Source organism: Paenibacillus sp. P4_A9 (assembly GCF_056402415.1).
The window spans coordinates 42,223-64,471 of record NZ_JBFUHL010000014.1 but is presented as its reverse complement, the minus strand read 5'-3'; the positions used below and the strand labels follow the sequence as shown (position 1 = coordinate 64,471).

The 22,249-nt window shown below is 44.8% G+C and carries 19 protein-coding genes; 17 read left to right on the top strand and 2 right to left on the bottom strand.

All coding sequences use genetic code 11. From position 1 onward, the window contains the following. The first annotated feature begins 5 nt into the window (after positions 1-5). The 5 genes from AC1DVJ_RS12670 (at position 6) to AC1DVJ_RS12650 (ending at position 4,776) form a co-directional block, all read left to right on the top strand. Positions 6-680, top strand: coding sequence for a response regulator transcription factor (locus AC1DVJ_RS12670; protein WP_477591184.1), 675 nt, complete (start codon positions 6-8; stop codon positions 678-680). After that, positions 677-2,098 carry a sensor histidine kinase gene (locus AC1DVJ_RS12665; protein ID WP_477591182.1) on the top strand — a complete coding sequence of 474 codons (1,422 nt, stop codon included), beginning with the start codon at positions 677-679 and terminating at the stop codon, positions 2,096-2,098. Before AC1DVJ_RS12670 ends, AC1DVJ_RS12665 begins: the two co-directional genes overlap by 4 nt. Positions 2,099-2,181: 83 nt before the next feature. Further along, the gene (locus AC1DVJ_RS12660; protein WP_477591180.1) at positions 2,182-2,796 is read left to right on the top strand and encodes an undecaprenyl-diphosphatase; all 615 of its coding nucleotides are present in this window, start codon (positions 2,182-2,184) and stop codon (positions 2,794-2,796) included. A gap of 45 nt (positions 2,797-2,841) precedes the next feature. Next, a complete protein-coding gene (locus AC1DVJ_RS12655) occupies positions 2,842-3,960 on the top strand; it encodes an MGDG synthase family glycosyltransferase (RefSeq protein WP_477591178.1) in 1,119 nt (372 codons plus the stop codon). Between the two features lie 21 nt (positions 3,961-3,981). Next, entirely contained in the window at positions 3,982-4,776 is a 795-nt protein-coding gene (locus AC1DVJ_RS12650) for a polysaccharide deacetylase family protein (RefSeq protein ID WP_477591176.1), read from the top strand. An 83-nt stretch (positions 4,777-4,859) separates the two neighbouring features. Here the strand turns inward: AC1DVJ_RS12650 and AC1DVJ_RS12645 are convergent, their stop codons facing one another. Next, the gene (locus tag AC1DVJ_RS12645) at positions 4,860-5,528 is read right to left on the bottom strand and encodes a DUF2642 domain-containing protein (protein WP_477591174.1); all 669 of its coding nucleotides are present in this window, start codon (positions 5,526-5,528) and stop codon (positions 4,860-4,862) included. A gap of 35 nt (positions 5,529-5,563) precedes the next feature. After that, positions 5,564-6,904 (bottom strand): arsenic transporter, encoded by a 1,341-nt coding sequence (locus AC1DVJ_RS12640; RefSeq protein WP_477591172.1) that lies wholly within the window; start codon positions 6,902-6,904, stop codon positions 5,564-5,566. A 437-nt stretch (positions 6,905-7,341) separates the two neighbouring features. On the opposite strand from AC1DVJ_RS12640, the gene AC1DVJ_RS12635 reads away from it, so the two are divergent. The 12 genes from AC1DVJ_RS12635 to AC1DVJ_RS12580 all read left to right on the top strand — a co-directional run bounded on the left by AC1DVJ_RS12635 (position 7,342) and on the right by AC1DVJ_RS12580 (position 22,056). Next, positions 7,342-8,025: a response regulator transcription factor gene (locus tag AC1DVJ_RS12635; RefSeq protein WP_477591171.1), complete on the top strand. Its 684-nt coding sequence runs from the start codon at positions 7,342-7,344 to the stop codon at positions 8,023-8,025. Between the two features lie 5 nt (positions 8,026-8,030). Continuing rightward, positions 8,031-9,395: a sensor histidine kinase gene (locus tag AC1DVJ_RS12630; RefSeq protein WP_477591170.1), complete on the top strand. Its 1,365-nt coding sequence runs from the start codon at positions 8,031-8,033 to the stop codon at positions 9,393-9,395. A 57-nt stretch (positions 9,396-9,452) separates the two neighbouring features. After that, entirely contained in the window at positions 9,453-10,865 is a 1,413-nt protein-coding gene (locus tag AC1DVJ_RS12625) for a hypothetical protein (protein ID WP_477591169.1), read from the top strand. A 175-nt stretch (positions 10,866-11,040) separates the two neighbouring features. Continuing rightward, positions 11,041-12,009, top strand: coding sequence for a lysylphosphatidylglycerol synthase transmembrane domain-containing protein (locus tag AC1DVJ_RS12620; protein ID WP_477591167.1), 969 nt, complete (start codon positions 11,041-11,043; stop codon positions 12,007-12,009). A gap of 1 nt (position 12,010) precedes the next feature. Beyond that, the gene (locus AC1DVJ_RS12615) at positions 12,011-13,471 is read left to right on the top strand and encodes an alkaline phosphatase family protein (RefSeq protein WP_477591165.1); all 1,461 of its coding nucleotides are present in this window, start codon (positions 12,011-12,013) and stop codon (positions 13,469-13,471) included. Further along, positions 13,464-14,213: a glycosyltransferase family 2 protein gene (locus AC1DVJ_RS12610; protein ID WP_477591164.1), complete on the top strand. Its 750-nt coding sequence runs from the start codon at positions 13,464-13,466 to the stop codon at positions 14,211-14,213. The genes AC1DVJ_RS12615 and AC1DVJ_RS12610 overlap by 8 nt, the downstream gene beginning before the upstream one ends. Further along, positions 14,210-15,739 carry a hypothetical protein gene (locus AC1DVJ_RS12605; RefSeq protein WP_477591162.1) on the top strand — a complete coding sequence of 510 codons (1,530 nt, stop codon included), beginning with the start codon at positions 14,210-14,212 and terminating at the stop codon, positions 15,737-15,739. The genes AC1DVJ_RS12610 and AC1DVJ_RS12605 overlap by 4 nt, the downstream gene beginning before the upstream one ends. Positions 15,740-15,883: 144 nt before the next feature. Next, positions 15,884-16,921 (top strand): hypothetical protein, encoded by a 1,038-nt coding sequence (locus AC1DVJ_RS12600; RefSeq protein ID WP_477591161.1) that lies wholly within the window; start codon positions 15,884-15,886, stop codon positions 16,919-16,921. Between the two features lie 44 nt (positions 16,922-16,965). Continuing rightward, positions 16,966-18,447, top strand: a complete 1,482-nt coding sequence (locus tag AC1DVJ_RS12595) for a copper amine oxidase N-terminal domain-containing protein (RefSeq protein ID WP_477591159.1) — start codon at positions 16,966-16,968, stop codon at positions 18,445-18,447. Between the two features lie 92 nt (positions 18,448-18,539). Beyond that, positions 18,540-19,463: an FTR1 family iron permease gene (locus AC1DVJ_RS12590; protein WP_477591157.1), complete on the top strand. Its 924-nt coding sequence runs from the start codon at positions 18,540-18,542 to the stop codon at positions 19,461-19,463. Between the two features lie 52 nt (positions 19,464-19,515). Continuing rightward, entirely contained in the window at positions 19,516-20,280 is a 765-nt protein-coding gene (locus tag AC1DVJ_RS12585; protein ID WP_477591155.1) for a Rossmann-fold NAD(P)-binding domain-containing protein, read from the top strand. Positions 20,281-20,553: 273 nt separating this feature from the next. Continuing rightward, on the top strand, positions 20,554-22,056 hold the full coding sequence (locus AC1DVJ_RS12580) for a malate:quinone oxidoreductase (RefSeq protein WP_477591154.1): 1,503 nt from the start codon (positions 20,554-20,556) through the stop codon (positions 22,054-22,056). Positions 22,057-22,249: the final 193 nt, after the last annotated feature.

Here is a 22,249-nt window from a genome sequence, read left to right as displayed (position 1 = left end):
CGCCGATGAAGCGCATATTACTTATAGAAGATGAAAAAAATCTCGTCCGGTTTATCCAATTGGAGCTCGAACACGAAGCTTTTGTAGTGAAAGCTGCTTACGACGGGAAAACGGGCCTAGAACTAGCCCTTCAAGAAGATTGGGATCTGATTCTTCTGGATATCATGCTGCCTCAAATGAACGGAATTGAGGTCTGCCGTCGTATTCGTGCTGCCAAAAAGACACCCATCTTAATGCTGACAGCGAGAGATAGTGTAGAGGATCGTGTTTCTGGCTTAGATAGCGGGGCAGATGATTATATACCAAAGCCTTTTGCCATCGAGGAGTTATTAGCTCGGATACGAGCTGTGTTTCGTCGTATGGAGCTTGAAGGAAATGCGCAGCATGCACAGCTTTCTTTTCAACATATCACAGTGGATTTGGATGCGAGGTTGGTTTATAAAGATAAGCTGCTCGTTGAGCTAACGAAGCGGGAGTTTGATTTATTAGTGATGTTCATGAAAAACCATCATCTAGTTCTTACGCGAGATATGCTGCTGGACCAAGTTTGGGGGTTTGATTCGCTCGTGGAAACGAATGTAGTGGATGTGTATGTGAGATACTTACGAAACAAATTGGATCAAACTGGGGAGAATAGCTGTATTCAAACTGTACGTGGAATAGGATACGTGATGAGATGAGAGGACGTTTAACGAGATCTATTCAAAGTCTTCCTATCAAATGGAAGCTCATGTTGGGCGCCGCAGTGCTAATCTTCCTGCTATTTGCCTCCTACAATTTTGCACAATATTTAGTACTGAAGCAGTGGATGATGAAACAAGAGGAAGATAAAATCCAAGTCAATATGGTACAGTTCCAAGACTATTTCCAAGATAAATTGGCTGCAACCAAAGACTTGCCAATTGCGGAAAGCCAACTCTATATCGAGAAAATGACGGGTAAAAACCAATTGGTGCGTATCCTCGACAAGGAGGGCAAGCCGCTAGTAACCGTTGCGAACCATTTTGTCGTGAATTGGGTGGTGCCAAAGTCAGTCGTTGTTCCAGAGCTTTACGACACGATGACGCACAAAGAGGATCATATTCTCATTTACCGGAGTCCGTTAGTCGCAGGAAGTTTCGTTGGAACCATAGAGCTAGCGAGTAACTTGGAAACCTTTGATCATTTCAGTGAGACCTTGCTATGGGTGATGTTGATCGGCGGGATTTTAGCGGTTTTTATAAGCGGGATCAGCGGTTTAGCCATTTCGAGGCAGTTTATGCGGCCGATACGAGCACTGGCATCAACGATTCGCAGCGTGAAAGAGAAAGGATTATCCGAACGTGTTACCGATATTCAAAATGGAGATGAATTATCTAGCTTAGCCAAGCTATTTAATGAATTAATGAATCAACTTGAATTTTCTTTTCTTCAGCAAAAACAATTTGTAGAAGATGCCTCACACGAACTGAGGACACCGATTACGATCGTGGAGGGCCATTTGTCCTTATTGAATCGATGGGGGAAATCTGATCCTGCTGTTCTTGATGAATCCTTGGAAGCTTCACTACAAGAAGTTAGGCGTTTGAAAAAGTTGGTTCAAGAGCTGTTAACCTTAACGAAAGTAGAGGCCAACTTGATTAGTGACATCACACCTATCCAATTGGAGCCGCTCATACAGGAGACGTTGAAACGGTTTGAAGTCATGAATGCTGATTTCGAATTTATTGCGCATACGGAAACCATTAGAGAAGTCATGCTGCTCATGAATCCGTTACATTTGGAGCAAATGCTGATGATCATCCTGGATAACGCAGTCAAATACTCGAGTGTGACGAAACGGATCGTTATCGAAGGGATCCGCCTGAAAAATGAGGTGCAAATCATTGTACAAGATCATGGTATCGGGATTCCTGAAGCTGATTTACCTTTCGTATTTGATCGCTTCTATCGGGTCGATAAAGCGAGAAATCGTGAGATTGCAGGCACGGGACTTGGTCTTGCGATAGCGAAGCAACTCGTACTCAATTACCAGGGAGGCCTGACGATAGCAAGTGCGGAAGGTGAGGGTACCCGTGTACAACTGACTTTCCCTCTTCACCAAATAGTGGATACTTAGTTTCTCATCTTCCTCTCATTTTCATCAAGTAAAGTTACTGTAAGTCAGCACGAGGCATTCAGTAACGAAAGAGGATGATGATTGTGAGTATCTCAGATTTGGATTATCAATGGTTTCAACAGATTAATGAGCTTGGGCACACCTTGTCCGCTCTTAATCCCATCATGCGTATGTTTGCTTCCTATGCGGAGTATGTGTTTTACCTCGGTGTTATTGTGTATTGGTTTACGAGGCATGCGGTCAAACGGCAAATGGTTGCAGAATCACTCTTGTCTGCTTCAATTGCATTAAGCTTCAGTGGGTTGATCGGTCATTATTTCTATCGCGATCGTCCCTTCGTGACACATTCCGTGCTGCAATTGCTTGCACACCCCGCGAATGCTTCATTTCCAAGTGATCATGCTATTGGGGCTTTTGTGATTGCGACATCGATTTGGTTATTTCGTCGAAAAGAAGGAACCGTGTGGCTTCTATTAGCATCCTGCATCGCGTTCTCGCGGGTATGGACCGGTGTACATTATCCTTTAGATGTACTAGCTGGTGCCGGAATTGGTATCATTGCCGCGGTTGCTGTTCATCAACTTTTTGGGCGTTCTACATGGGCACTGAAGTGTTTGAAAGCGATCATTCACCTGTATGAAGCGATAGAGTCTAGAGTTTGGAATCGTGAAGTCACACACGAAACATTGACGAAATAAGGGGATACCTTGAGATCTTGGTGATGAAAGGTGGTTTCTGCTTGCATGAAAACGAATCCTCGTGTATTAATTCTTACGGCTAGCTACGGGAATGGTCATCTACAGGCTTCAAAAGCCTTATATCAGCAATTCAAAGAGCAAGGAATCGAACATGTGAAAATCGTTAACCTCATGAAAGAGGGGCACCCGTTCATCAACTTAATTACGTCCACGCTGATTAACACCAGTATAAGAAGCTCACGCTTCGGTCTTGATTACTATGGCTGGTGTTATTATTTAACACGTGAAACGAAACAAACAGCGCTCTTCCAGAAATCGATGACCTATCTAGGCCAGCGTAAATTAAGAGAGCTCATCGAGCAAGAGCAACCCGATGTCGTTGTTAATACGTTTCCATTTGGAGCTTCCCCTGAAGTTTGCAGCTCAATGGGGGTTCCGAACTTCACAGTACTTACGGATTACGCTTTGCATGCAAGTTGGCTACATAAGAATGTCGATAAATATTATGTAGCTACAGAAGAATTAAAGCAGCAAATCGTTTTTAAAGGTGTTAGTAAAGATTGCGTCGAGGTAAGCGGTATTCCAATTCGTCAAGAATTTGCAACGGAAAGCACACTAGCCCGAGGTCGAAAAGGAAATCTCATTCTCATTATGGCAACCGATAGCAGCGTAAATAGCTATATGGAGGACATGCTTAGTGCTTTAGCCATATTTCCTCAATTCCGTATTATCGTGATTTGTGGGCACAATGAGAAATTACGTCATAGACTTCTTGAAATATTCGGTTTTAACAGAAATGTCTGTATATTTGGATATGTGGACAACGTGCATGAATGGATGTCACAGGCGGCCTGTATCATAACGAAAGCAGGAGGATTAACAATAACGGAAGCGATTGTCCTTCGACTGCCACTTTTCATTTATAAACCGCATGCAGGACAGGAAAAGGAGAATGCTTTATACCTCTCGAGTCGCGGGGTTGCCTCAATCTCGAATAGCTTGGAAGAATTAATCTCGAACATGGATTATTTTTTTCAACGTCCCAGTCTGTATGAAGAAATAAGAAGACGCATGGCAGACATGCAACGAAGTCAAGCAGCTGCTCATATCGTCAGTGATATTACGCATAGATTAGCTAGGGAGTCGATCCCATTATCGATTTAGAAGTGAATTGGGGGGCTCTAGATGAGGATACATCTACATGACAGCCATTATGGATCGCATATCGTATGGTCGATACTTATCGGACTTCTAGTTTATACAATCATACCTACAGTCATTGTTCGCTTAGGTGGATTTGGGGCCTATCGTAAAGGGAAATATGCAGCGGGGATTGCGCTGACGTTTGATGATGGTCCGGATCCCGTATTCACACCGCAACTCTTAGATATTTTAAAATCACATGGTATTCAAGCGACTTTTTTTGTGCTTGGCTCCAAAGCAGAGAAATATCCCGAACTCATCAAAAGGATGCATGCAGAGGGACATTTAATCGGCATTCATAATTATAACCATTGGACAAATGCTTTTCTAACACCGAAGAAGGTCAGGAAGCAATTACATGATACCGTAACGGTCATCGAGAAAATGATTGGCGTCACACCCATCCATTATCGACCGCCATGGGGAATTATTAATATATTTGACTTTCTGCTTATGAAACAATTCCGACTAGTATTATGGTCCCTAATGGTTGGCGATTGGCGCTGTAGCGGGGGAACAGAAAGGATCAAGAGAAAGTTGTTTGCTAGGATGCAAAGCAACGCCATCATCCTGCTGCACGACAGTGGGCAGACATTCGGTGCGAATCAGCATGCGCCAATGTTTATGTTAGAAGCGTTGAGGGAATTTGTGAAAGAATGCAGGTTGCAAGGGATTCCTTTTATGCGAATTGATCAAAGAATGCTGATGGATGATCAAGCGACTATTCAACCCAGAAGAAATACGAGGTTTGTAGAACAAAAAGACTCCTTGGTATGATGTTCATGGGTCCCAGATACTGGTCAGCGTCGGATCCAAAAACAAACGAAGGAGTCTAAAAGATGCATTCTACTCAACATCAATCATGGCGTATATACCGTTTTTAAATGCTGTAAATTCCAAATTACTTTATCTCCACTTGCATTTATCAGCTCTACTGAACCACTATCCGCTTTGTGAAGTAAACCTATTTTATTCGTGTTATCTCCAAGGTCAAAAACAACTAGGTTTCCTTCTAATTTTTTACACTGTCCTTCAAAAGTTCTTGATAAGGTAACATTGAAAGGACTCAATGGAAGTGATTGACTATTAAGCGAATACGGTGTGAGATGAGCGTGATAAGGAATTAACCATTTTAGATGATTCATAGACACAAACATAGTTTTATAGACCGGCGAGTAGAAGACAAAATAATCATTCATAATGCTGGTTAAATAGCCATGGATTGTTTTATTGCCAGTTACATAAATCTCTACAAATCTCCCTTTTGCATTATTTAATATCTTTCGAAATGAAAGGCTGTCATCCTGATAATCGATTGGCATTTCATCAGATAATTGCTCAGGTTCCGTACTAGACTCTGAATTCAATCTGACATTCTGGATGTTGACTAAGGGGATATAGTAGAACTGTTGTTTATTAGCCATGACCATAATATCCAACCCTAAATCAATTATTTTACCTGTACAAATATTATTTCCTGAAATTTCAACGATCACTTGTTGACCAACAAATTGTTGAAGCACACGCATACGAATAACCTCCATTTTTAATCATATCTGCCGAATTAAAATATCCAGGATACCCAAAATGCTAGAATGACTAATGTGAAAATAACAGTGATGGGGATGACGGTAGAAGTTACCTTCAAGTATTGGCCCCAACTTAATTTTACTTTTCCTTTTTTGATAATATGCATCCACATGATGGTTGCAAGCGTTCCTATTGGTAGAAGAAGGGAACCGATATCACTCCCAATCACACTCGCCAGATAAGAAATTTTTAATGTAAGGGGATCAAGCCCCATATTCGTCAAAGTTAATGTTCCTACCATTAATGCTGGATGATTGTTGAATAAATTCGATAAAATAGAAAGCAAAATTCCCATCATTACACTTGCATGAACTAAACTGCCAGAAACGAGTGGTTGCATAAGATGGATGAGCATTTGAGTTAATCCGATATTATGCAGACCATATATAATCACATACATACTGAAGGCAAACACGAGTATATACCAGGGAGTTTTTCTAATCATGTCTGTAGGTGCAATTTTCAAATAATACCAACGCCATCCCAACAGAAATGCAGAACCGATAACCGCCATTAATGGAACTGGAAAATGAATGAATGAGGCAACAAATAGGCTTATTCGAACGCTGAACACAAAAATTAAGATATTTCGCATGATTTTGGTTTGATTTTCTTTCGGAATCGGTGACGAGATGTCCTTAAGCGGATGTGTTTGATGTAAGGGTACTACTTTAATTGGTGGTAGGCTTCGAGGTAATACACGATAAAAACTGAAATATAAAAGGACTGTAAGTAGCACTAGGCCGAGTGAAGCAGGGACAAACATCATCGCTGTGTGCATATACAGGTCCATATGAACAATTTTTAAAGCAATTAAATTTACAATGTTACTAACGCCAATCGGTGCGCTAGAAGCTGTTGCAATTAGTGCTCCGGACAGTAGGTAAGGAATTTTTTGGTGGTTTTTAAGGCCTAATCGATGAAGTAGCATAAGTAAGATCGGTGTAGTAATTAAAATACTACCGTCGTTGTTTACAAACAGGGTCATCAGAAAACAAAATAAGTTTGTGTACCAGAAGAGACGTATTCCTGATCCTCTTGCTCGTTCTAGAAGCTTCTCAGCAGACCAATTGAAAAATCCGAAACTTTCTAAAACAATTGCCATGACAATCGTCGCCATAATGGTTACGGCTGCTCCACCTATCGTTTCAGTTATTTTACCTAAATCAGATATAGTAACACTGCCGCTAAGGAGGACAAATATGGCGCCAACTGATGCTGGAATAGATTCATTTACATTAGGACGAAAGATAATGAACGTAAGGGTGCATAGAAAAGACAAAATGGTGATAGGAATCATAAATTCTTGCAGCATCTTAATTCAACCTCTTTTCGATAAAGTAAATTAAGATCTTAATTTAGATCTTAATGATCTTGTCTACTATCTCTCTAGTTCACTGAACGAACCACATGTTGAGTTACGGTTTTCTAGTTGTTTCTCCTTCCATGATAGTTGTCTTATAGTTTCATTAGCATAATATGTACAAACTACATAGGGGGGACTAGTTGTTTATACTATTGGTTTCACTTTTCCACTAATAATACGGTTAAAATGACCTATCTTATCCTTGTAATAAACTAAGGTTTAGTTTGAATAGTTGAGAAGTATCAATGAAAGAAGCCACTCTATCAATTGGAGCGGTTACAAAGCCCCATTTGTTGGGGTTATAGCTGGTTTTTCATTTCATGTTTATTTCAGATTTCAATGGTATATTTAAGTTCTATGGATTCGTCACAGGAGGTAAGGGGATTATGCGTATTTTGCTGGCTGAGGACGATGAGACACTTGGTGAGCTCACCGAGCATCAGCTGAAACGGCAATATCATGTTGTCGATTGGATGAAAGATGGCCTGCAGGCAAAAGAAGCTATAGCAGCGGGGCGTTATGACGTATATGTGCTTGATTGGATGATGCCCGAGATGACCGGTTTGGAGCTCGTTCGAGAGATCCGCAGCAACGAGGATCATACCCCCATTCTGCTGCTGACGGCGAGAGATGCCGTTCAAGACCGAGTAGAAGGGCTTCGCGCTGGGGCGGATGATTATATGATTAAGCCTTTTGCATTCGAGGAGCTGGAAGCGCGGTTATTCGCCTTGTTCCGGCGTCAAGATCGGAGCTACCAGTCGTCGGATACACTCAGCCTAGGAGATATTACGGTGCATCTAAACCGGTTCGAGGTAACGAAGGGAGGCACTGCAATCGAGCTGAAACGGCGTGAGTTTCAATTGCTCGTCTGTTTGATACGTCACGCGGGACAAGTGCTCTCCAGAGAGCAACTGCTCGATCAGGTGTGGGGGATCGGGTCGGATGTGACACTGAATGTCGTCGATGTCACGATCAAATTACTCCGCAAGAAAGTGGACGGGCCCTATAAGGCAAAATGCATCCAAAGCGTCTATGGGGCAGGCTACCGGCTCACGATGGGGGAGGAATGAGAGCCATGTTCAAACGGACAAGGACCCGATTAACGCGAGAATTTTCGCTTACCATTGGCGTTATATTGATGATTTCGGCGGTTTTCTCCTTATGGATGGTGCAGCATATGCTGACGACGACCGAGGACAATCAGCTCAAGTCGTTAAGCAAACAATATGAGGCAGAGCTGCAAAAGCTGGTCGATTCTCCAAAGGGGAAGATCGTGTTCGACTCCGCGATGGGAAGGGAGAAGATTAATTCGACCTATGCACCGAGCGGTTTGCAGCTGAACCAAATGGCATGGCTGCTCGACCCGAAAGGGGAGATGATATTCCAATCTGCGCCGGCAAGCAAACTTGCTCCAACAGAAGTGAACTTCCCCCTGACGGCGCTCTTGCCTAGTCTACTCGCGGAACGAGTCAACAATGAGTACCATAATGAACGCTTCAATGGCAGAACCTTTCGAATTGGCGGGATTGTCATCCAATCGGGAGAAATTAAAGATTACCGGATTATCGTCGCGCAAGAAGTGACGAGCGATACCGCGCTCATGACACAGCTGCGATGGGCGTTTGCAGGGTTCGCCTTGCTCATGCTTGCCGCTGGTGGAGCAGCAGGATTCCTATTGGCGGGACGAGCGATGGGACCGATTGTGCAAGCTTTCCGCAGGCAGGAGCAGTTCACGTCCGATGCGTCGCATGAGCTGCGGACGCCGCTTAGTATTTTGAAATCCGCCTATGAGGTGCTGGATGAACAAAGTGATAAGCTGCCGGACTTCCATCGCAATGTATTGACAAAGTCAGGCCGGGAGATTCATCATATGAGCCGGCTAGTCGATAATTTGCTTGTGCTTGCGCGAAGTGACAGCGGACGGCTTGACCTGGTCATCTCGCGATTCTCGCTGCGGTATACGATTCGCCAAGTGATAGAGCAATTGGAGCCGATTGCGGCATCGAAGCAGGTGAAGCTGGAATGGAAGAGCGGTCAAGGCGCACTTAGTGAGGATGAAGCGATGATCCAGGCGGATGAGGTTCGCATTCGGCAGCTCATCCTGATTTTGATCGAGAATGCGATTCAGTACAACCGGGAAGGCGGCAAAGTTACCATCTCGTTGGAAGTGAGTCTGCAGAAGATATCCTTCACGGTTAGCGATACAGGTATTGGCATCGAAGAGGAGCATCTGCCGCGGATATTCGAACGCTTTTACCGGATGGATAAAGCACGGACTCGGCGGTCGGAGGGCAACGGCCTCGGGCTTGCGATTGCCCAACAAATTGTTGATGCGCACCGCGCAAAGATTGAAGTGTGGAGTGAGCCGCAGATTGGTACAACTTTTCGTGTAACTCTTCCGAATGTTTCAGATTCTTTTCAGAATGTTCCCGTATCTTAAACCATGTAGCCTTCGGAATAAAAGGAGGGCAAACTCAAACAAGGAAGGAGTTAAACGATGAAGAAAAATTGGAAACTCGCAGGCGCAGCGCTGCTAATCGCGATTGCTGTGCCGGTAACTGCTTATGCGGCGGATAATCTGAACAACAAATCGCCGGAGGACAAGAAGAAGGATAGCTATGCAGTTGATCAAAAGACAAAGCCAGCTGGTAAACAAGGAGAGAGGCCAAATCCAGACAAAAACAAAGGGATTAACTTGGATTTGCAAACAATCGGTTCATCAAAGCTCGGTCTAGATCAAGCAGCCTTCGAACAAGCACAGAAAGAAGGCAAGTCGCTCGCAGACATCGCCAAAGAAAAAGGCAAAGAACTTCAACCACTGATTGATGCGCTAACAAATGAAATTAGTGATATGATTCAGGCGAATCTCGGCCCTAAGGAGCTTACAGCTGAACAGAAGGAGAATGTGAAAAAGAAGGCTGCTATGGAGGCAGAGCGCATTTTCACAATACCTCTCAACAAGGAGAGTGATAAGCAGCAGGGTAACGACTGGAATCTAGCAGCGGCTCTTGAATTAATCGGGATCGACAAGGCTACTTTCGCTGAGCAGGTACACAGTGACAAATCGTTCACCGACATCGCCAAGGAACATGGTGTAACCCGCCAGCAATTGATTGATGCGCTGTTGTCCGATATAAATACGAAACTCGATGAAGTTAAGGCGAGCGGGAATATTACACAAGAGCAAGCAGATCAGAAGAAGCAGGCAGTACTTAAGGAAGTTGAAGATTTCGTCGATCATACACAGACGCTGTTTATGAAGAAAGAGAGCTTTGTAATCGCACAGGGCAAGGATGTTAAAGGAAACCTAGACAAAGGGATAAAACTTGATTTTCAACAAATCGCTGCTTCTAAGCTTGGTCTGGACAAAGCAGCCTTCCAACAAGCTGTGAAAGATGGCAAGTCGCTCGCAGATATCGCAAAAGAAAAAGGCATCGAGCTACAGCCGTTGATTGATGGGCTAACGAAGGAAATCAGTGATGAAATTCAGGTGAAGCTCAGTGCTAAGGATCTTACAGCTGAGGAGAAGGAGAACGTGAAGAAAAAGGCCGCGATGGAATCGGAGCGCGTCTTCACCACTCCGCTTAACAAGGAGCAAGAGATGGAGAAGGGCGTTGGTCCATTTAACGTGCAAGCTGCTTTCGCATTGCTCGGCATTGACAAAGCGACTTTCGCTGAACAAGTGCAAGCAGGCAAATCGTTCGCTGACATTGCTATAGATCGTGGGGTAGCCCGTCAGAAGCTAATCGAAACACTTATGTCAGACTTCACTACCAAAATCGACGATGTAAAAACAAAAGGCGACATTACACAGGAACAAGCAGATCAGAAGAAGCAAGCTGTGCTGAAGGAAGTTGAAGATTTCGTCGATCATACACAGTCGATGTTTAATAAACAAGAGAAGAAATAAAATGGGATGAAGCCGCCGGAGACGGCGGCTATTCCGTATGATTAGGTCAGCCATACTACTGGTTGGCCTATTTTTTGCATTCTTTCATTGACGTAACGGCATAAACCCCCTATACTGACCATGATTCTCATTCTCAAATTATGCTAGATATAAACCCAAAGAGGGTAGAAAAGATATGTTAAAGAAGAAACAAGTTGTTCGTTTGATCGCGATCGTTCTGGTCGTTTATTCGATTTACTTAACGTGGCAATGGTTTGATTCAAAGGAATGGCTCCACGATGTAGGGCTGCTTTTCCATCAACCGAAGTGGCTGGTTTTCATGGTCATCGTCTATTTAGCTTCCTTTCTCCTCAAAGCGGCAGCTTGGCGCATATATGCGGGACAAGAGGTTAAATTCGCGGTCTATTTTCACGCCATTAGCTACAGTTTGCTCGTGAACCATGTGCTGCCGATCAAGGTGGGCGATGGCGTGCGCACGGGTTTACTTATGAAAAATGGCGGGAAATCATGGGAGGACGCACTCCATTCCGTAGCGGTTATGCGCTTGCTGGATATGCTTGTGCTTGCGGCCATTGGGGGCATAGGTATCATCCGGATGGGGTTGCCATCTTCATGGATGTGGGTGACTCTGCTGGCTTCTGGCACAGTGATTCTCGCAACTGCTCATTACTTGCCTTTAATAAGAAAAATCCCATTTATCGTCAAACACTCGGCCTATTTTCAGATGAAAATGCTTTCGGGCAAAGGGCTCGTCATTCTGGGCTTAATCACGCTAAGCTGGGTGCTGGAAGCGGGGGTTATCTTCGCTGTGGTCCAAATGATTGGCTTGCAGCTAGGCACTATTTCACTCGTATGGGCAAATAGCATGACGATTGCAGGGCAAATTTTTCATATCACGCCTGGGGGCATTGGTACTTATGAAAGTACGATGAGCGGTTCGCTGGCCTTACTGGGTGTAGATGGGAAAGATGCGTATAGAGCGGCGCTATTGTCACATACGTTCAAATTTCTTTTTGCCTATTCGATAGGCGGCTATTCGCTGCTGCGGATGCCTTTACATTGGCGAGAAATGAAAGCTTGGATTAGCCGTGTTACGGGGCAAACCAAGTCACCATCACATAGCATAGAACGGAAGGAAGATTAAAATGAAAAAAGCTTCATCCTTTGAAATCGTTGCAGCTCGCTGCTGGAACTTGTTAAATGAGGGAAAACCGTTTACACCGATCTTCGTTGTTGGGGTTTTCCTGCTTTACCATATCGGCGTATGGTCCGATCCTAGCTTTTGGAGTGCGGCTGGTCTAGGGCTGCTCGTAACACTTCCTATATTTGTGCTGTATTATTGCTTCGATTTCCCGCTTTTTTTACGCAATTATTTATGGATGCCGCTTATTGCTGCACTTCTCATTTGGGAACGAAATGATTTCTCTCTGTATTTGCTGGCACTAGGGCTGTTTTTCTTCTTTACGATTTATTTCTGGGGCACGTTTTACTATCACTTAAGAATTGGTACGACATGGTGGAATTTCACTCGCTTCTGGAAGCTTGTTCTGAAAAATAGTGATTCGACGAGCGGCAATGCGCAGGAGCAGATGCCTAAGTTTTTGCTGCTGTTGTTTGTATGGAGTCATTATTATCGTCAGTTTGAAGCGGGTGTTTCTGCTGATGTGGGAACAGGGCTGCTGTTTGCAGGTGGCTTGTTGATTTACGCCTTCATTCTTCACCGCTATTTATTCGACTGGAAGCCAGCTGAAATCCCTACCTATACACGCGATTCAAGCGCTGTACAAGCTGGCGGTGAAGCTTTGAATCAAAAGGTCATCGTCATTGTTGTAGACGGCATGCGCAAAGAGCGTTTTGAGGAAGCCCATGCACCATTTATGAAGAAACTGCGAGCAGAAGGCACCGAATATGCCCAAATGGAGACGGTATATCCGGCACGTACGGTGGTTTGCTTCTCTTCAATGTTCACAGGTACATATCCAAGCGAGCACGGCATTCGCTCCAATATGGTGTGGAGGCTGGGCATTCGGGTTGAAAGTATTTTCGATTCACTGCGTAAAGTAGGGAAAAAAGGGCGTTTGCTGGGGATCGCACACTTAATCGACTCCATGGGAGACGATGTAGAGAGTGTGACGGCCGTCATGCACAACGATGTTGCGGATCGTAACATTATTGAACGAGCCAAGAAGATTATGGCGGAGCAAAATCCAGACTTACTCGTAGCTCAATTAATCGGGGTTGACCAAACAGGTCATAGCCGAGGCGTTCTTTATGATGATTACACGCAGAAGATTGCTGAAGCGGATCAATTAATTGAAGAGTTCGTCGGCTGGCTCGAAGAGCGCGGTATGATGGCTAATACAACACTGATTATCTGTGCGGATCACGGGCAGGCAGACGGCATTGGCGGACATGGGCATCTCGACGAAGGCGAGCGTTATGTGCCATTCTTCCTGCATGGTCCAACCATCGAAGCGGGCCGTCGTATTGATGAGAAGCATTCACTTGTATCCATGGCGCCGACGCTGGCTTATCTGCTGGGAGCACCGTTCCCAAGCCATAGTCGCGGACCTGTTCTAACGGAGGCTATCAAACATCATGACTAAGAAAAAAATCATCGTATTCATGCCTGCACATAATGAAGAAGACAATATCAGCGGGGTCATTGCCCGCGTTCCGAGAGATTTCCACCCGCAGTATGAGGTGGAGGTGCTCGTGATCGACGATGGGTCCAAGGACCGCACCGTCCAAGTAGCTCGCGAAGCGGGGGCCGACCACATTGTGTCGTTCCCGCACAATCGAGGGCTCGGCGCTGCCGTTCGCGAAGGGCTGAAGCAATGCTGCCTGCTCGGCGGCGACATTGGCATCATGATCGATGCGGATAATGAGTATCCGCCGGAACAAATTCCGGACGTCCTTGCGCCCATCATTATCGAGCGCGCCGACTACACCTTTGGCTCACGCTTCAAAGGCCAAATACAAGGGATGAAGCTGCATCGCCGCCTAGGCAACTATACCTTTACCCTGCTGCAGGCGATCCTGCTGCGCAGATGGATTTATGACGGCCAGTCGGGGATGCGCGGCTTCTCGCGCGACGCTATGGAGAATGCCGTCATTATTCATGACTACAACTACGCCCAGGTGCTCACGATTAATCTGGTTCGCCAGGGCTATCGGTTGGAGGAGATTCCGATCTCGTACCAAGTTCGGACCAAAGGCCAATCCTTCATCAAGTTCAGACAGTATGTGTCTTCTGTACTTCCAGCGATTTATAAAGAAATGAGACGTCCTGTCTCCAAAAAGCGCCAGGTCACTCTCCAGATGCGTCGAGATGAATCAAGCATATGACACGTAATGCGGTGTTATTGGCCCTTTTCGCAGCTGCGGTTATTGCCGGTGTGACCTGCCTTAGTCTGCTATACGCGAGCCCCTATGTGCGTACGTGGGACGAGGTAGATTTTACGCTGGCGCTGCATCGGTATGATTTACTCGCCATGCAGCCTCATTTTCCTGGATATCCCTACTTTATTCTGGGCGGCTGGTTTATTAACCAGTGGATAAATAATGCTGTAATGGCTTTATCCGTTTTCAACACCCTAGCGGCGATAAGCTCCGCGATTCCTATGTTTTTATTAGCACATCGACTGACGGGCAGCGGCATCAAGAGTCTTTTACTGCCCGCACTCGTATTAAGCAGCCCCTACATTTGGCTGATGTCCTCGCGTCCTATGTCGGAATGCGCAGGCATGGCCTTGCTGTGGTGGTTTCTTTGGAGTATCCGCTTTGCGATGGATCGCCCGAGTTCAGCGCTTCGCCATGGACTAGCGCTGCTCATGTTCAGCTTTTTAATGGGCACACGCCTATCCTTCTTTCCATTCGGTTTAGCTTTAGTTCCGCTCTGGTATTCCGTATGGCGGCAGGGGGCGATAGGTTGGAATAGGTGGCTCCGTTTAGGAGGATCCGCTCTGACTGCAGGGTTGTTTCAGTTGATTTGGGTAGCTGGCTTGGTGCTTTCTGAAGGCAACGCAGCTGGCTTTTGGAAGCTGTCCTTAGCTTTCGTAGAAGGCCATTTCTCTGAATGGGGAGGTGGTGTGATCTCAACGCCTATGCCGATGGGAGACCGAATCATCCAGCTCATCGGGCATAATTTACTAGGTTCGGCCCTTTTTGGCGGTTCCATTATCATTGGTGTGTGTTTTGCCGTTATGGTTGTACTTACGTTGATGGTTCGGAGATTTGCCGCTCACACTTCAAAGCTTGAGAAAGAGAACAAGCACTATCTAATCTGGTTGGCAGGCTGTGCTGCCTTATATACCGTATGGGCGTTAATGGGTCAAAATATTGAAAAACCACGACATATCGTTCCTGTCGTTGCGCCAATTTTGATTTTCTTTTTTGTTTATATGATACGAATGGCAGATGCTGTGAAGGCATCGGGTCCTAAGACGCGGCTGCTAAAAATAGCGCCGAATCTTATGTATCTTCTCCTCATAGGCTTCATAACTGTACAAGCTGTCTATGGCTCTCAGCTCTTGAAACGGCAAGCGGTAGATGAGCCGGCGGTCTATCAGTTGCATGACTATCTAAGCAGCTTACATGAGCCTCTCATCCTGTTTACGTGGGAAGAAACGAGAGTCCTTCAGTACTTGCAGGCTGACTATGAACATGAGCGCATTTATACGTATGGGTATTTTCAAGCATTGGCGAGTGCGAATTCGGAACGTCGGGTCTTCCTAACAGATCACGTCGTTCGAGGCTTTGCAACGCAAGGTAAATTAGTGGAAGAGCATCTGAAGAAGGTTGCTGAGTTTACATCGGATCCACTGTTTGACCCCGCGTATGGACACGTCATTGTATATGAGTGGGTTCGGTAGTTGTCATTGCAATCATTATGTGAAAATTGTGAACAATTTGTACTACACAATCATTACCATGTTAAAAAATGGTTGACAGCACGTCGGACAATGATTATCATTATCAATGACATTGAGAATCAAATTCATTACAGGGGTGAAGTTATGAAACGATGGCTACTAGCCGGATTGACATTTGTTCTCGCGGCATTATTAATCCTGCCGACTTCCGCGCTGGCCTATTCTTACGGTGATGCTAATACCGAGGATGTCGCAGAAACCTTTAAGCTGATACAAACCAGCATTGGAGACGGAGCGAATGATTGGGGAGCAGCTGAAGGTGCCTACAAAGAGCGGAGAGCTGAAATTGTAGCACACTTTGGTGAAGCAGTAGGCACCACATTAGACGCTAATTTCCAGGCAAAAGACAATAAATTAGTCATTGCTAATTTCAAAGCTGTCCTTGTCATGAACTTGGATCGTCGATTCACGTATGCACAACAGGGAATTGATGACTATGCGGGTGCCACGCTATTATTAGCCAAAGCCAAAGCGACCTACGAAACCTTACAGCCTTATATGGGATCTGGTACAGCAGAGATTGGCAAGGCGTTTGTTACTGCGCTCGATGCACTGGGTAATCCGGGATTGTTCGGATTTGGGAAGAAGCCTGTGCAGCCGGATATATTTAAGGAAAAGGTTGATTTTATCTATAGTAAGGTAAAGCCGCTTTTCCCTTATAAAGCTTTCACTGCACCAGCGGCTACAAGTGCGCCGACGCCAGTCGTTAAGCCGGAAGAGACGCCAAAGACAGAACCTGTTGTAAAGGCAGAGGTTAGCCCTAAGCAAGAACAACCTGCTGTAACGAAAGATGCCAAACCAGCAGAAACGAAGGCACCTGATACAGCAGCTGCTGTGGAGACGAAGGCACCTGAGCCGTCTGCATCCGCATCGGCAAGTCCAAGTCCAACACTGACTGCTGAAGTTGCTAAGCCAACTGCAACAGTGGAAGCAACTGCTAAAGCTACAGAGGCAGCGAGTGCAACTGCGAAGGTAGAGCCTGTGAAAGAAGCGTCATCAGTCCATGCGCCTATGCAGCGTTCGGACAAAACGAATCCGTGGGTCAGCGTTGCTGTCATCGGTGGGGTTATCGTTGTACTCGGCGGGGCTGTATGGTTCGCTCGCAAAAGAAAGTGGATCTAACCGTTAGGTCAACCAATAAATTGATAAGAATAGAGGAGAAATTTATGCGTAAATTTTTATCTGTAGTACTAAGTACTTCAATCGCTTTATCTAGTGTTGTTACCGTTACATCCGTTGCTTTTGCGGAAAGTAAATTCCAAATCACCGAAGATCAAACGATTGCTACTAAACTTCAATCCTTCACGGACATTAAAGCACTTTTTACCGACAAAACCGTTCTTACAGATGTTAAGCAATTATATGTAGATAAATTCCAAACGGATGTCAAACGTCTTGATGTGAATATCAAAGCAGATGATCCTAAGATGGATGCAAACATTACACTCGTTTTGGACGCTGCCATTAACGGTGACTTGCAAGTGGGTCAAGCGAAAGAAGCTATCGACAAAGGATTGCAGTGGTATTTCTTCTTCGCACTTCGCGATCTGATGACCAACCAAGTAAAAACTGCTTTGACGAAAGGTGATATTGCTGGAGCAACAGCCGCTTTCGATAAAGTCGTTCAAATCTATGAAGGTGCGCTTCAACCTAATGTTGTGAAACGTGATACCAAGTTTAGCTTGAACATGGTTCCACTATTGAAAACAACGATTGAATTTATCCAAAAAGATATTAAAGACAACAACTTGAATGACTTTAACTTCCACCGTCAAATTCTTGACAAAACTTTGATCAAAAATTACGCACTTGCTACGTATACATACGCAGAAAATGTTGGTTTGGCAGCACCAGCTGACCAATCAAAAGCGATCACAGAAGGTTACTTCCTCTTCATGCCTGTGTACACGTACCTTAAAGGTGGAAGCCCAGTTGACGCTGACTTCGTGAAGAATGCCTTCGCTTCAGGCGATGCAAGCAAAATCAAAAAAGACGAAATTGGTGACGCGCTTCAACGCACAATGATCGGTAAAGTATCCGAATACCTTAACCAAATTCTAGTTAAACAAGCAGCTAGCGATCTGCAAGGCGCTCGTGGTTATGTAGCTGAAGGTACGATGTTCCTTGCTAGCCAAGAAGTTTTCTTGGGTAAAGAGAAATTTGCGGCTGCTAGTGTTGCGGCTACGAAATTAACTGAAGCTGTTGATAAATCCGATGTTGCTGCTACGAATGCGTCTATTTTTGAAATCGTAAAATTCCTCGTTGACAAAGATGGTTCCAGCCTAAAAGTTGGCGACAAAGGATATAAAGTAAATGGCGCTGCTTTCACTGCTGAGAATGCTCCTTTCATCAACCAAGAAAGCGGTCGTACACTAGTGCCAGTTCGTTTGATTGCTCAAGCAATCAATGCGCAAGTTGAGTGGGTAGAAGCAACTAGAACTATTGTGATCACGAAAGATGGTAAGAAAACAGAAATCGTGGCAGGTTCCGATCAAGTTGTTGAGAATGGTAAATTGAATGAGAAGGTCAAATTGGATCAGCCAGTTGTTCTTCAAAACGGCAGATCTTTCATTCCATTGCGTGCAGTAGCTGAGTTGTTCAGTTATGGCGTATTCTACCAAAACGGTGAGATCATTATCCTTCGCTAATCATTTCGTTTATATGGGAGACACTTGTGCTGCTTGAGCGCAAGTGTCTTTCAATGTTCAGATATGTAAGGTAGAGAATAGGGGGGTATATCATGGATTTACAGGCATTTCTCATTACGTTTCGCGAAGCGCTGGAAGCCATTCTCATTGTTGGTGTTATTCTTACCTATTTAACGCGAATTGATGCGATCCACTGGCATAAATGGGTATGGGTTGGTGTATTTTTCGCTTTAATCGTTAGTTACGGTCTAGCCCTTGCATTCCAAGTGTTTCTAACCGGATTTGCTAGTATGGGTAGCCAGAATTATATGAAAATCGGAATCATGCTCGTTTCTTCCGGTCTGTTGACACATATGATTATGTTCATGGGTAAGCAAAGCAGTGAGCTGCAAGGCAAGGTTCAGAGCAAGGTCGCTCATATTTTGACCATTGGTGGAGCCATTAATATGGTTGTTCATTCCTTCCTCGTTGTTGTGCGTGAAGGGGTAGAGACGGTATTCTTCTTCGCAGCCATTACAGGCGGCAACATTCAGAAGGCACTCGAAAGCTGGGGCGCGCTATTTGGGCTTGTTTTAGCAGTAGTGGTGGGACTTCTGTTTTTCAAGAGTACAAAGAAAATTCGTTTGGGTACGTTCTTCCGTATCACCACTGTCTTCCTGATGATGATTTCAGCAGGTCTGTTCGTACAGGCTATTGGCATTATGCAGGATTTAGGCATTATGGGTAGTTTATATCGCACAGCAGGCCACCAGATTGGTGAAATCTACAATATTACAGCTTTGATGCCGGAGCATCCTATCGATGGTGTACAATATCTTCGTGATTATGGGAAAGAGCCGCTGATTAACGGCCAAGTCGGAATTTTCTTCAAAGCTTTCCTGGGGTATACGCAGAATCCTTCTCTGGAAGAATTTGTTGGTTACTGGGGATACTACTTCTTAGTGTTCATCCTTCTGGCCGTTCAGAAGAAGCGTCAGGCACAGGAGCAGCTCCAAGAAGAGAAAGTGGCAGCTTAACAGATGTAGAATTGGTTATGAATGGATTATCAACTTGAGGAGCAGGATAATGATGAACATTGGCATTGTTGGATATGGCCATGTAGGCAAAGCGATTCATGCTTTATTTCCCAAGGCTGCTGTATATGATGCACCTCTTCAGATGGGCAGTCAAGATGAGGTGAACGCATGTGATATGGTATTCGTCTGTGTTCCGACTCCATCGCTGCCTAGTGGGAAATGCGATACCTCCATTGTAGAAGAAGTTATCGGTTGGCTGACGGCGAAAGTGCTTGTCATTCGTTCGACGATTCCCGTTGGCTTCACCGATGCTATGAAGGAACGAACAGGGAAGAGAATCGTGTTCCAACCGGAATATTACGGGGAAACTGTGGATCATCACTTTGCGGATTTGCGTCATCGGACATGGCTCACTTTGGGCGGTGCGTCTGCAGACGCTAGCCTTGTCATACGTGCGTATCAACAGGTGTATAACGCTGAAGTGAGGATTAGGCTGACCGATGCCCGTACAGCCGAAATGGCGAAGTATATGGAGAATTGTTTCCTTGCTTTGAAAGTGTCGTTTTGCAATGAATTCTATGATATTGCTGGTGCTCACGGCATTGATTATAATGAGCTGCGCGAAGTTTGGCTGGAGGATCCTCGAATCGGGAGAAGTCATACGTTTGTCTATGAGGATAACCGCGGCTATGGGGGCAAATGCCTGCCCAAGGATGTTCACGCACTCATCAGCATGGCTGAGGATAAGGACGTGAATGTCGATTTGATGAGATCGGTCCAGTTGAAAAATAACCGACTTACCCAATTGACGGAGTGAAATTTGTCTGGAATTAACAATTTATGGACCTACAGCTGAGTGCTGCAGGTCTTTATTAGTAATTATTCATAAATCCGATAAGACTTATTTGCTGCACTTCTTGTCCTAGAGCTTATAACTATCATATAATAGTAAATAAATATTTTAATCGATAAGCATATAGGGATCCAGAAAAGGAAAGGTGTGAGACTAGGTCGCGCCATGGCTTGCTGTAGCGTTAAGCAGGAGCGCCTACATCCTTTCTGCAAATTTTAGGGTATAAGGATGGTAATAATGAGCAACAGAGAAACTAAGACAGACGTCATCTTGATTGGTGCCGGAATCATGAGTGCGACTTTGGGGACGCTTTTGAAAGAATTAGTACCGGAATGGGAAATCAAAGTGTTTGAGAAGCTCGAAAGTGCAGGAGAAGAAAGCTCTAACGAATGGAATAATGCAGGAACAGGACACGCGGCACTGTGCGAGCTTAACTACACGGTCGAAAAACCAGACGGTTCCATAGATATTAGCAAAGCTATTCAAATTAATGAACAGTTTCAGCATTCCATGCAGTTTTGGTCTTATCTTGTAAACAGCAAGCTAATCAGTAATCCGCAAGACTTTATCATGCCATTGCCTCATATGAGTATGGTACAAGGGAAACAAAATGTATCGTTTCTAAAGAAACGGTATGAAGCGATGTCCAATAACTCGCTGTTTCAAGGGATGGAATTTTCCGATGATCCTCAAAAGCTGATGGAATGGATTCCGCTAATTATACAAGATCGTCCATCGAATGAACTCATTGCGGCAACAAAGATTGACTCCGGCACGGATGTTAACTTTGGTGCTTTAACGCGCATCTTGTTTGACCACTTGAAGAGTAAAAACGTCGATATTCAATACAAGCATAGCGTTGACAATATGAGACGTACAAGCGACGGCTCATGGGAATTGAAAGTGCGTAACGACAACGGTATCGTCCAACGCCATACGGCCAAATTCGTCTTCATCGGAGGCGGTGGCGGAAGCTTGCACTTGTTACAAAAATCCGGTATTCCTGAAGGGCGAAATATTGGCGGATTCCCGGTGAGCGGAATCTTTATGGTATGTAATAATCCTGAGGTTGTAGCGCAGCATCATGCCAAAGTATACGGCAAAGCTAAGCTTGGAGCTCCGCCAATGTCTGTTCCGCATCTGGACACCCGATTTATCGATAATAAAAAATCATTGTTATTCGGACCGTTTGCCGGCTTCTCTCCAAAGTTTTTGAAAACAGGTTCTATGTTTGATTTGGTAACCTCCGTTAAACCAAATAATTTAGTAACGATGTTGTCGGCAGGTGCCAAGAACATGTCTTTGACCAAATACCTGATCGAGCAAGTTATGTTATCGAAGGAAAAGCGCATGGATGAGTTACGAGAATTTATCCCGAGCGCCAAAACCGCGGATTGGGATTTAGTCGTAGCGGGCCAACGTGTGCAAGTTATCAAAGATACAGATGCTGGCAAAGGGACGCTTCAATTTGGTACGGAAGTTATTAGCTCCGCTGATGGCTCGATTGCTGCATTACTCGGCGCTTCACCGGGCGCTTCTACCGCGGTATCCGTCATGCTCGAGTTAGTAAAAAAATGCTTCCCGCAACATATTAAAGAGTGGGAACCGAAAATAAAAGAAATGATTCCGTCGTATGGCGTTTCGCTCATGAAAAACCCAGAGCTGATCCGCGAAATTCATACGTCAACAACGCGGACACTTGGTCTAAGCAAGCCGTTACAGGTTGCACGCCAAACGTAACATAAATGAGTGTAAATAAAAGAGGAGTCTGCTTCGCGGCAGAGCTCCTTTTTTGCGTTTCTCTAAACGAAACCTTGTTATGCTATGAAGGTCAAAATATTGCACACATAAGACAGAATCATCCTTAGTTTCAGGGTATTAGCCTGAGGTATAGTTAGTCTAGCATAAAGAATGCACAATATATTGAGGTGAA

Excerpts from the sequence above, each read along its gene's own strand:
- AC1DVJ_RS12670 (WP_477591184.1), top strand. The coding sequence starts at position 6 with ATGAAGCGCATATTACTTATAGAAGATGAAAAAAATCTCGTCCGGTTT.
- AC1DVJ_RS12665 (WP_477591182.1), top strand. The coding sequence starts at position 677 with ATGAGAGGACGTTTAACGAGATCTATTCAAAGTCTTCCTATCAAATGG.
- AC1DVJ_RS12655 (WP_477591178.1), top strand. The coding sequence starts at position 2,842 with ATGAAAACGAATCCTCGTGTATTAATTCTTACGGCTAGCTACGGGAAT.
- AC1DVJ_RS12650 (WP_477591176.1), top strand. The coding sequence starts at position 3,982 with ATGAGGATACATCTACATGACAGCCATTATGGATCGCATATCGTATGG.
- AC1DVJ_RS12645 (WP_477591174.1), bottom strand. The coding sequence starts at position 5,528 with ATGCGTGTGCTTCAACAATTTGTTGGTCAACAAGTGATCGTTGAAATT.
- AC1DVJ_RS12640 (WP_477591172.1), bottom strand. The coding sequence starts at position 6,904 with ATGCTGCAAGAATTTATGATTCCTATCACCATTTTGTCTTTTCTATGC.
- AC1DVJ_RS12635 (WP_477591171.1), top strand. The coding sequence starts at position 7,342 with ATGCGTATTTTGCTGGCTGAGGACGATGAGACACTTGGTGAGCTCACC.
- AC1DVJ_RS12630 (WP_477591170.1), top strand. The coding sequence starts at position 8,031 with ATGTTCAAACGGACAAGGACCCGATTAACGCGAGAATTTTCGCTTACC.
- AC1DVJ_RS12625 (WP_477591169.1), top strand. The coding sequence starts at position 9,453 with ATGAAGAAAAATTGGAAACTCGCAGGCGCAGCGCTGCTAATCGCGATT.
- AC1DVJ_RS12620 (WP_477591167.1), top strand. The coding sequence starts at position 11,041 with ATGTTAAAGAAGAAACAAGTTGTTCGTTTGATCGCGATCGTTCTGGTC.
- AC1DVJ_RS12615 (WP_477591165.1), top strand. The coding sequence starts at position 12,011 with ATGAAAAAAGCTTCATCCTTTGAAATCGTTGCAGCTCGCTGCTGGAAC.
- AC1DVJ_RS12610 (WP_477591164.1), top strand. The coding sequence starts at position 13,464 with ATGACTAAGAAAAAAATCATCGTATTCATGCCTGCACATAATGAAGAA.
- AC1DVJ_RS12605 (WP_477591162.1), top strand. The coding sequence starts at position 14,210 with ATGACACGTAATGCGGTGTTATTGGCCCTTTTCGCAGCTGCGGTTATT.
- AC1DVJ_RS12600 (WP_477591161.1), top strand. The coding sequence starts at position 15,884 with ATGAAACGATGGCTACTAGCCGGATTGACATTTGTTCTCGCGGCATTA.
- AC1DVJ_RS12595 (WP_477591159.1), top strand. The coding sequence starts at position 16,966 with ATGCGTAAATTTTTATCTGTAGTACTAAGTACTTCAATCGCTTTATCT.
- AC1DVJ_RS12590 (WP_477591157.1), top strand. The coding sequence starts at position 18,540 with ATGGATTTACAGGCATTTCTCATTACGTTTCGCGAAGCGCTGGAAGCC.
- AC1DVJ_RS12585 (WP_477591155.1), top strand. The coding sequence starts at position 19,516 with ATGAACATTGGCATTGTTGGATATGGCCATGTAGGCAAAGCGATTCAT.
- AC1DVJ_RS12580 (WP_477591154.1), top strand. The coding sequence starts at position 20,554 with ATGAGCAACAGAGAAACTAAGACAGACGTCATCTTGATTGGTGCCGGA.